This is a genomic window from Sphaerisporangium melleum, from assembly GCF_014646695.1.
In the GTDB taxonomy this organism is placed as follows: Bacteria; Actinomycetota; Actinomycetes; order Streptosporangiales; family Streptosporangiaceae; genus Sphaerisporangium; species Sphaerisporangium melleum.
Genome location: NZ_BMNT01000082.1, coordinates 1 through 9,274 on the forward strand (window position 1 = coordinate 1; position 9,274 = coordinate 9,274).

The window sequence follows — 9,274 nt, forward strand, 5'->3', positions numbered from 1 at the left end:
CCGGTTGTTGACGTCCAGGCACTTGTTGCCGTACACCCGCAGCTCACCGGCACTGGTGGAGGTCCACTGCTGACCGGTCTGCCCGTTGCAGTCGTAGATCTGCGCCTGGGTGCCGTTGGCCGCCGCGCCCCCGGTCACGTCCAGGCACCGGCCCGACCCGACGCCCTTGATCGCGCCCGCGCCGCCTGGTGGAGTCGGCGACGGCGACGGCGAGGGACCGGCGCCGGTGGCGGTGACGGTGAGCAGGACGGCCTCCCGCGCGGGGACGGTGGTGGTGTAGGAGCCGGTGACGGTGCCGGCGTCGGTTCCGGTCCAGAGGTTGCGCACCGTGGCCGTCCCGCTGAGCCCGAGGTCGGACAGGCGGGCGGTGATCGAGGCGGCGGAGGTGGTCCGGTTGAGCAGGAGCACCGCCCGGCGGTTCTCCCCCGACAGGACCTTGCTGTACACCTGGCGGCCGCTCTGGTCCTCGGCCACCTTCACGCCCTGCCGGCTCAGCGGGTCCTGGTCGACCGCCAGCACCTCGCGGTTGGTCAGGATCGCCCTGGTCTCGGCGCTCATCGTGGCGAGGTTGTTACCCGCCAGCAGCGGCGCCCCCGAGATCGCCCACAGGCCCAGGTGGGTGCGGTTCTGCGCGGCCGAGAAGCCGTTCATGCCGACGATGAGCATGTCGGGGTCGTTGTAGTGGCCGACGCTCTGGGCGGCGGGATGCTGGGCGGAGTCGAAGTTGGCCAGCACCCGGTCCATCGACGCGCTCTGCCCCCAGTAGATGATGTCTCCGCTGGTGCGCCACATGGTGGACATGCCCGGCGCCCAGTCCCACGGGTTCTGCACGCCCCAGTTGCAGACCGACAGCACCATCGGCCGCCCGGTCTGCGCGGTCGCCCGGTCGATCGCGTCGCTGATCGCCTGGTAGGTGGTGCGGGAGTTCAGGTTCTCGGCCTGCCCGCCACACCAGTCGACCTTGACGAAGTCGAAGCCCCAGCGGGAGAACTGCAGGAAGTCCTGGTCGTAGTGCCCCTCGCTCCCGCTGTTCGGCGCCGCCGGGCGCCCGGTCGGATAGTAGTAGCCGCACCCGTTGCGGCCGGCGTCGGTGTAGATGCCCGCTTTGAGGCCCTTGCTATGGATGTAGTCGGCGATCGCCTGCATGCCGCCGGGCCACTCGGCCGTGTCGACCGTGATGTTGCCGGCCGCGTCCCGCGTCCCCTGCCACCAGCCCTCGTCGATGTTGACGTACTCGTACCCGGCGTCCTTCATCCCCGAGGACACCATCGCGTCCACCTGCGCCTTGATCACGTTGTAGTTGATCTGGGCCGCGAAGGTGTTCCAGGACGCCCAGCCCATCGGGGGCTTGGTCACCACGGCGGCGGCCACGGCGGCGCTTCCGGCGGCCGTGCGCACCGTGTCCGCCACCGCCCCGTCCACGCCGGCCCAGACCGCCGAGACCATGGCGAGGACCACCAGCTGCACGGCGACGGCGAGCCTGCGCGGGCGGCCGGCGCGGAGCCGGCGTAGTACCGCGCCGCGCGCCGGGGACGTTCGCCATAGGGGTCTGCGTGGTCGCATGGGGTCTCCTGCTGGTCGGGAGTTTCCCGGGCGCGTTCCGGCACAGGGCCGGTCGCGCTCCGGCGATGGGCGCTCGCGGAGCGGAACTGTGGAGAGGGGGCGGTGGACGCCGGCGGGTCCGACGGGCACGGGCCATCGCGGCGGGACCGCGGGACGACCGGCGGGGTCACCGGCGTGACAGACGGCCTCTGCCACTCACCACCGACCGGACAGGAGGAAGCCGCCTCGCGCACAGTGTGGGAATCCCCATGAAGCCTGTCAAGACCCTTGACGAACCGTTCCGACCGGGGGCGGCGGCGTTTCACGAACGGCTTGCACTGATGATTCCCGGATTCGCCGGTGCGTTTCCCCGCGAGGCACACCGGTCCGTCGCGGTGAAAATTTCATCACACCGCACTCCAGGTCGAAGTGCGATCGCGCTGGTAGTGGCGTATGCGCCCCATTACAGCGGGCGAACCCGCCGGTACGCGGCCCGGCGGCCACTCTTGACAGGGCCCCGGTGGTCGTATTTGCTCCGCCACACCACCACCTCACCTCCGGCTCGGAGAGGAGCACCGGCTCGCGACTTTGCTGTTAGCGCTAACAGCTCGGCACGCAAGTCTCCATCCTCACCCCCCTCGTTTTCCGCCATGAATGGGAAGGCTGCAGAAATTCCGATGTTAACGCTAACAACCATGTCCGCTCCCCTGTCGCTCCCGGAAAGAGGTTGAGCATGCGCGCCTGGAGACGATCGCTGGGTGTCGCGCTGCTGACCGTCGTCATGGCGTCGCTGGGCACGGTGCTGGGAACCGGGGCGGCCGGCGCCGAGTCCAACGGCGGGGTGCGGGTGATGCCGCTGGGTGACTCGATCACCGAGGGCACGCAGGTGCCGGGTGGGTACCGCATCGGCCTGTGGCAGCGCCTGGCCTCCGGCCGGTACACGGTGGACTTCGTGGGGTCGCAGTTCAACGGGCCGGGCTCGCTGGGCGACCACGACCACGAGGGGCACCCCGGGTGGCGCATCGACCAGATCGACGCCAACATCACCGGCTGGGCGCGGAACTACAATCCGCGCACCGTGCTGCTGCACATCGGCACCAATGACATCCTGCAGAACTACAACGTGTCCTCCGCGCCGCAGCGGCTGTCCACGCTGATCGACCACATCACCGCCGCCGTGCCGAACGCGGACGTGTTCGTGGCGACCATCATCCCGCTGTCCAACTCCGGCCAGGAAGCGAACGCCCGCACCTTCAACGCGGCCGTGCCCGGCATCGTGCAGAGCAAGGTCAGCAGCGGCAAGCGGGTCCACCTGGTCGACATGCACAGCAAGCTGACCACCGGTGACCTCATCGACGGCATCCACCCCACCGCCGGCGGCTACGACAAGATGGCCGCCGCCTGGTACGCGGCGCTCCAGTCGGTCTCCGGCAGCATCGGCGAGCCGGGCGGCACCCAGCCGTCCCCGACGCCCACGCCGACCGCGCCCGGCAGCACGAGCGCGATCAGGGGCGTCGGGTCGGGCCGGTGCCTGGACGTGACCGGTGTCTCGCAGGCCAACGGCGCGCAGGCGCAGATCTACGACTGCAACGGCCAGGCCAACCAGCAGTGGACCTCCACGAGCGCCAGTGAACTGCGGGTGTACGGCAACAAGTGCCTGGACGTCAACGGCGGCGGCACCGCCGACGGCGCCTCGGTGATCATCTGGGACTGCAACGGCCAGAACAACCAGAAGTGGCGCTTCAACTCCGACGGCACCATCACCGCCGTCGGGGCGAACAAGTGCCTGGACGTGCCGAACTACTCCACCGCCAACGGGGTCAAGCTGCAGATCTGGTCCTGCAACGGCGGAGCCAACCAGCGCTGGACCCGCGTCTGATCCACCCCGGCAGGCCCGCGCCCGGTCCGCCGGGCGCATCGGCCGGCCACCGCACGGCCCCGGGTCCGCCGTGCGACTCGACGCTCACGCCCCGCCCGCGCGCGGGGCGTGAGCCATGTGACCGGCGGCCCGGTCAGAGCGCGTCCAGTGCCTCGCGCGCCAGGTCCCTCAGCGGCCTGCCGGTGACCTCGGCCACCCTGACCAGGTCGTCGTGCTCGGGCTTGACCCCCCACGGCCCGCGCTTCATCCGGACGTCCTGCCCGTACAGCTCGACCGTCTCGAAGTGCCGGGGCAGCGCGACCTTCTCGACCGTGCCGCGGCGCAGCCCCAGGCTTCCCGTCTCGGCGAAGACGACCTCCTGCAGGGCGTCCGCCCGCTCGGCGGGCGCGAGCACGTGCAGCACGTGCGCGGGACGGCCCTTCTTCATGACGGCGGGAGTGACCCAGGCGTCCGCGGCGCCCGCCGCCAGCAGCCGCCCGAGGACGTGCCCGAGCACCTCGCCGGTCACGTCGTCGAGGTTCGTCGACAGCACGATCTGCGTCTCGTGCCCGGCCGCGGGCGTCCCCAGCATGGCCACGGCCACGTTCGGCCGGTCCGGCAGCTCCCGGGTCCCGGCGCCGTACCCCGTGGCCCGCAGCGTCATCTCCGGCGCCTCGCCGTAGACCGCCCCGGCGGCGCGGAGCAGCGCGGCCGCGGTCGGGGTGACCGCCTCCCCCGACGCCCCGCCCCGCACCCGCGCGCCGCGCAGCAGGGCCAGCGTGGCCGGAGCGGGCACGGGCAGCACCCCGTGCCGGGTGCGCACGGTGCCCTCGCCCAGCGGCAGTGGCGCGCAGTGGACCCGGGTCACGCCGAGGTCGCGCAGCGCCGCCGCGCAGCCGACGATGTCGATCAGCGTGTCGTGCCCGCCGAGCTCGTGCAGGTGCACCTCGGCGGCCGGCACGCCGTGCAGCGCGCCCTCCACCTCGGCGATCGCGGTCAGCGCCGCCCCGGCGACGGGCAGGCCGGTCCGGAACGCCATCTCGATCAGCGTCGCGGCGGGGCGCTCGGTCGCGTCGTCCTGCACGTCGATCCGCACGCGGAGGGCGCTCAGCGGCCCGGTGCGCACCCGCTCGGCCGAGAGCCGCCAGCCGGTCAGCCCGGTCAGGGCGACGGCCCGGCGCACGGCCTCAAGGTCGGCGCCCGCGTCCAGCAGCGCCGCGAGCAGCATGTCGCCGGCCAGGCCGGTGAACGGGTTCAGGTGCAGGATCACCTCGGTCCCCTCGTGAGGCGGTAGGCGGCGAGCGCGGCGCCGAAGCCGGAGTCGATGTTGACCACGGTGATGCCGGCCGCGCAGGAGGTCAGCATGGCGAGCAGGGCCGTCACCCCCTCCAGCGCCGCGCCGTAGCCGGTGGAGGTCGGCACGGCGATCACCGGCGTCTCGACGAGGCCGCCGACGACGCTGGCCAGCGCCCCCTCCATACCGGCGATCACGATCACGCTGTCGGCCGCGCGCAGGTCGGCGGTGGCGGCCAGCACGCGGTGCAGCCCCGCCACGCCCACGTCCCTGATGAGCGTGGTGGTCAGGCCGAGGGCGGCGGCGACGGCCGCGGCCTCGGCGGCCACCGGGCCGTCGGCGGTCCCCGCGGTGACCACGGCCACCGTGTGGCCGATCGGCTCGGCGGCGCGCCAGACCAGCAGGCGGGCGGCCTGGTCGTACCGGCCGCCCGGAACGCTTGCGAGCACGTCCGCGGCCGCGCCGGGCTCGACCCGGGTCGCCAGGACCGGCCCGGTGTTCCGGTCGAGCAGCGTGGTGACGATCCCGGCGATCTCGTTCACCTGCTTGCCCGGGCCGTAGACGATCTCGGGCAGTCCCTGGCGGGACTCCCGTTCCAGATCGACCCGGGCGTACCCGAGGTCCTTCGACCCGCTCATGACGGCACGGCGCGGAGCACGGCTACTCCTCCGCGAGGTAGGGGATGGTCATCGGCCCCTCCGGCAGGACGCAGACCCGCCCGGGGAGGGCGGCCACGGTGGCGGCGATGTCATCGGTCCGTTCCAGGTGCGCGGCGGCCAGGTCGTCGTCGCCGAGGTAGGAGGTGTGCATCACAACGCGGGCGGCGCGCTGGATGCGGGCCTGGATCTGCACCTGCCACTGGTCGGGCACGGTCTCGGTGCGGCGGGAGATCTCCTCGAACAGCGCCTCGGGAGAGGCCGCGGAGGTGAGCACCTCCCGGTAGGAGCCGTGGTCGGGGAACCCGTCCCGGCACTCGGCGGCGCAGATGATCGTCCCGCCCGGCCGGACGACCTGGGCCGCGGCGCTCATGCCCTTCACCGACTGGTAGAGGTTCTGGTCCAGCGGGAAGCCCGCGTTGGTCGTCACCACCACGTCGAAGGGCTCGGCGACACGCCGCATCGCCGTCGCCCGTACGGCGGCCGTGGCGGCGGCGTGCATCGGCGCCAGGTCGCCGCCGAAGGCCCGCACGATGCGCTGCTCGCGGTTGAGCACGACGTCCAGGGCGAAGGTCACGCCGGTGGCGGCGGCGATGGCCCGCACGTCGTCGTGCACGGGGTTGCCCTCGATGACGCCCCAGGTGGCCCTGGGGTCGCCGATGCGGGCCGCGTCGTGCAGCGTGAGCACGGTCTCCAGGGCGGCGAGGCCGGGGGCGACCAGCTTGGGCCCGCCGGAGAACCCGGCGAAGAAGTGCGGCTCCACGAAGCCGGTCGTGATGCGCACGTCCGCCTCGGCCCACTGCCGGTTGAGCCACACCGGGACGTCCTTGCCGAAACGGCCCATCCAGCGCAGGGACGAGCGGTCGCGCGCGTCGTGGTTGACGATCCGTACGGCGTCCACGACCTGGTCGCCGAACATGGCCCGCAGCTCGGCGTCGGTGTTGCCGCGGTGGGTGCCGGTGGCGATCAGGATCACCACGTCGTCCAGGTCGACCACCCCGTCCAGCTCGGCCAGGATCGCCGGGATCATCAGGTGGCGTGGCTGCGGCCGGGTGTAGTCGCAGGCGGAGATGGCGACGGTCTGCCCGGGACGCACCCGCTCGCGCAGCGGCGGGCCGGCGATGGGCTCGCGCAGCGCGCGCCGCAGCTCGGCGGCCTGGTCCGCAACGGCCGGGTGCTCGATCGGAGTGATCACGGTGGTCCGGTCGTCCGGGAGGTCCACGGCGAGCCCGCCCGTACCGTAGGCGAGGTCAACCCGCATGCCCTGTTCCTCTCCCCCACGCCGTGCGGGACCTCCCCGCGTCCGGCAGCGGATCATCGTCGATCTCTTCTCGCCGCACGCCGCGATCCGTACGGCGGTGAAGGCGCGTGCCGAGCCTGCCAGAATCATCGGGTGTCAGTAAAGAGCGTTTCCGCTATTTCCGCTGATGGGCTTGACCCGTGCCGGGCGTGACCCTACTGTCCCGGGCATATTGATTGGACCAATCGACAGGCGCCGTGTCCCTACCGGCCCGGTGCACCACCCCGGCCCGGCGGTGTGAGAGCGTCCAAACGCACCTCGGCCCCGCCGTTCCCCGTCTGCGGGAACGCCGCGCCTGGTGCGAACACCGCCGCGCTGCGTCCCCGGAGCCGAGGACGGCCTGCGGGGCCGGACGGACCGGAAGGAGACGCCCATGAGTGACACGATGAGCCGGCTGGAGGAGCGGCTGCGGGCCGAGAGCGCGCTGGTCGTCGCCTATTCGGGGGGCGCCGACTCCGCGCTGCTCGCCTTCGCCGCCGCCCGGGTGCTCGGCACGCGGGCTCTGGCCGTCACGGCGGTCTCCCCCAGTCTGGCCGCCGCGGAGCGGTCCGCCGCCCGCGAGTTCGCCCGGCGGCACGGCCTGGCGCACCTCGAGGTGTGCACCGACGAGGCGGACCGCCCCGATTACGCGGCCAACGGCCCCGACCGCTGCTACCACTGCAAGTCCGCGCTGTTCGACGCGGTGGCCCCGCTGGCGACCGCCATGGGCGCCCGCGTCGCGCTCGGCACCAACCTGGACGACCTCGGCGACCACCGGCCGGGTCAGCGGGCGGCGCGCGAGCGCGGCGCGGTGGCCCCGCTGGTCGACGCCGGCCTGACCAAGGCCGACGTGCGCGAGGTCAGCCGTGCCCTGGGGCTGGTCACCGCCGGCAAGCCCGCCGCGCCCTGCCTGGCCTCCCGGGTGAGCTACGGCGACCCCGTGACCCCGGAGATCCTGCGCATGATCGAGACGGCAGAGGCGGCGCTGCGCGACCTCGGCTTCCCGGTGTGCCGGGTCCGTGCCCACGCCCGGGGCACGCTCGCCCGTGTCGAGGTCCCCGCGGCGGAGATTCCCCGGGCGGGCGAGCTGCGCGAGCGCATCGACGCCGCCGTCCGCGGCGCCGGTTTCACCTTCTGCTCCCTGGACCTGTCCGGTTTCGCCTCGGGACGCCTGAACGCCCTGTTGCCGCTGCTCCCCCGCTGATCGGCACCCACCGGCGCCGCGAGTGGTCTTTCCCTGCACGAAGGCGGGAAAATTCCGGCTATGTCGTTGACCCAACGGGCGATCGTGCGCATCAGGGAGCTCATCAAGGACGGGACGCTCCCTCCGGGGACCCGGTTGCCTCCCGAACACGAGCTGGCCGCCGAGCTCGGGCTGTCCCGGAACCTGCTCAGGGAGGCCGTCCGCTCTCTGGTCACCACGCGCGTGCTGGAGGTGCGCAGAGGCGACGGCACCTACGTCACGAGCCTCAAGCCGGAGCTGCTGCTCGAAGGGGTCGGCCTCGCCGTCGAGATGATGCGGGGCGACGACCTCCTGGAGATCGCCGAGGTGCGGCGCCTGTTCGAGCCGGTGGCCACGGGCCTGGCGGCCACGCGCATCACCGCCGGCCAGCTCGCCGGGGTGGAGTCGCACCTCGACGCGATGATCGCCGCGCGGGACGAGGTGGAACTGCTCAATCACCACGACGACGCCTTCCACCGCGCCGTTCTGGAGGCGACCGGCAACAAGGCGCTGTGCGCGCTGCTCGGCGGCATCGCGAGCCGGACGCTCCGCTCCCGGGTCTGGCGCGGCCTGGTCGAGGGCAACGTGGCCGACCGCACCATCGCCGAGCACACGGCCATCTACCAGGCGCTGGCCCACCGCGACGCGCCCCTCGCCCAGGCGGCGGCCCTCATGCACGTCAGCACCACGGAGACCTGGCTCCGGGAGAAGCTCCAGAGCACGCTCCCGGCCCCCGGCCCGCTGTAGTCCCCGGTTCGAGACGGTCCGCTCGTCCGTACGGCCCGCCTCGGGTACCGCGCCGCGACGGCGCGGTACGGCAGCCGTGCACGGCGATGTCCCGAGCGTTCGGCGAAGCCGCGGTCCGGGCGCCGTGAACGCCGGCCGGCGCGGCGGAGATCGGGACAGCACCGCCGGTCCGGCCGCCGTGGCGGAGCAGGTCCGGGCGTGGACGCCTGTATGCCGGCCACTGGACGAATCGATTCGACTGCCACCCGCGTACGCCGATGCGCCGGACCGCGAATCCGGTGAACGGGCCGCGAAACACGGCATTCACCTCCAGGTCACATGCCATTGACATCTCTTGAACCCTGAACTTAAGCTTCAGGCGAATCGATTCGACAGCAGTAAGGTGCCCGGAGCCACACCGGCTCGCCTGGACGAGCACAGGCGGACCGTCGAGTTGATCCTCGGACGCGTCGCCTTGCCCGACCGGCCCGGCGCCTGCCACGCCCCTCTTGCCGATCTCACCCCGGGCCGCCGCACGTCCACCCGTGCCCGGGCAGGCCCGGATACGCAAGTCCCGCGAGCCCAGGCCAGGCTCACGGACTTGTCCCGCGATTCCCCACCCCCCTTGCCGTCCAAGGAGTCGATCAGTGGACACACCCCTCGTGCCGCGGGGCGGTCGCCGCCGTCGCGGTCTGGC

The 9,274-nt window shown here is 72.7% G+C and carries 7 protein-coding genes; 3 read left to right on the forward strand and 4 right to left on the reverse strand.

What is annotated here, in order from left to right:
• Nucleotides 1–1,563, reverse strand: a 1,563-nt coding sequence (locus IEY93_RS36795) for a ricin-type beta-trefoil lectin domain protein (protein ID WP_268241608.1), incomplete at its 3' end; no start/stop codon positions are given.
• A 712-nt stretch (nt 1,564–2,275) separates the two neighbouring features.
• On the opposite strand from IEY93_RS36795, the gene IEY93_RS36800 reads away from it, so the two are divergent.
• Nucleotides 2,276–3,421: a lectin gene (locus tag IEY93_RS36800; protein ID WP_229691782.1), complete on the forward strand. Its 1,146-nt coding sequence runs from the start codon at nt 2,276–2,278 to the stop codon at nt 3,419–3,421.
• A 133-nt stretch (nt 3,422–3,554) separates the two neighbouring features.
• Here IEY93_RS36800 and larC read toward each other — a convergent pair whose 3' ends face one another.
• Genes larC through larA form a run of 3 tightly spaced genes read right to left on the reverse strand, consistent with a single transcriptional unit; the run spans nt 3,555 to nt 6,611 of the window.
• The gene (gene larC / locus IEY93_RS36805; protein WP_189167791.1) at nt 3,555–4,670 is read right to left on the reverse strand and encodes a nickel pincer cofactor biosynthesis protein LarC; all 1,116 of its coding nucleotides are present in this window, start codon (nt 4,668–4,670) and stop codon (nt 3,555–3,557) included.
• Nucleotides 4,667–5,332, reverse strand: a complete 666-nt coding sequence (gene larB, locus IEY93_RS36810) for a nickel pincer cofactor biosynthesis protein LarB (protein WP_189167792.1) — start codon at nt 5,330–5,332, stop codon at nt 4,667–4,669. Before larB ends, larC begins: the two co-directional genes overlap by 4 nt.
• 22 nt (nt 5,333–5,354) lie before the next feature.
• A complete protein-coding gene (larA, locus tag IEY93_RS36815; RefSeq protein WP_189167793.1) occupies nt 5,355–6,611 on the reverse strand; it encodes a nickel-dependent lactate racemase in 1,257 nt (418 codons plus the stop codon).
• A gap of 412 nt (nt 6,612–7,023) precedes the next feature.
• On the opposite strand from larA, the gene larE reads away from it, so the two are divergent.
• The gene (larE, locus tag IEY93_RS36820) at nt 7,024–7,833 is read left to right on the forward strand and encodes an ATP-dependent sacrificial sulfur transferase LarE (RefSeq protein ID WP_189167794.1); all 810 of its coding nucleotides are present in this window, start codon (nt 7,024–7,026) and stop codon (nt 7,831–7,833) included.
• Between the two features lie 60 nt (nt 7,834–7,893).
• Complete coding sequence (locus tag IEY93_RS36825) at nt 7,894–8,598, forward strand: FadR/GntR family transcriptional regulator (RefSeq protein ID WP_189167795.1); 705 nt, start codon at nt 7,894–7,896, stop codon at nt 8,596–8,598.
• Nucleotides 8,599–9,274 lie beyond the last annotated feature (676 nt).

Coding starts and splice junctions, on each gene's coding strand:
- IEY93_RS36800 (WP_229691782.1), top strand. CDS start 2,276: ATGCGCGCCTGGAGACGATCGCTGGGTGTCGCGCTGCTGACCGTCGTC.
- larB (WP_189167792.1), bottom strand. CDS start 5,332: ATGAGCGGGTCGAAGGACCTCGGGTACGCCCGGGTCGATCTGGAACGG.
- larA (WP_189167793.1), bottom strand. CDS start 6,611: ATGCGGGTTGACCTCGCCTACGGTACGGGCGGGCTCGCCGTGGACCTC.
- larE (WP_189167794.1), top strand. CDS start 7,024: ATGAGTGACACGATGAGCCGGCTGGAGGAGCGGCTGCGGGCCGAGAGC.
- IEY93_RS36825 (WP_189167795.1), top strand. CDS start 7,894: ATGTCGTTGACCCAACGGGCGATCGTGCGCATCAGGGAGCTCATCAAG.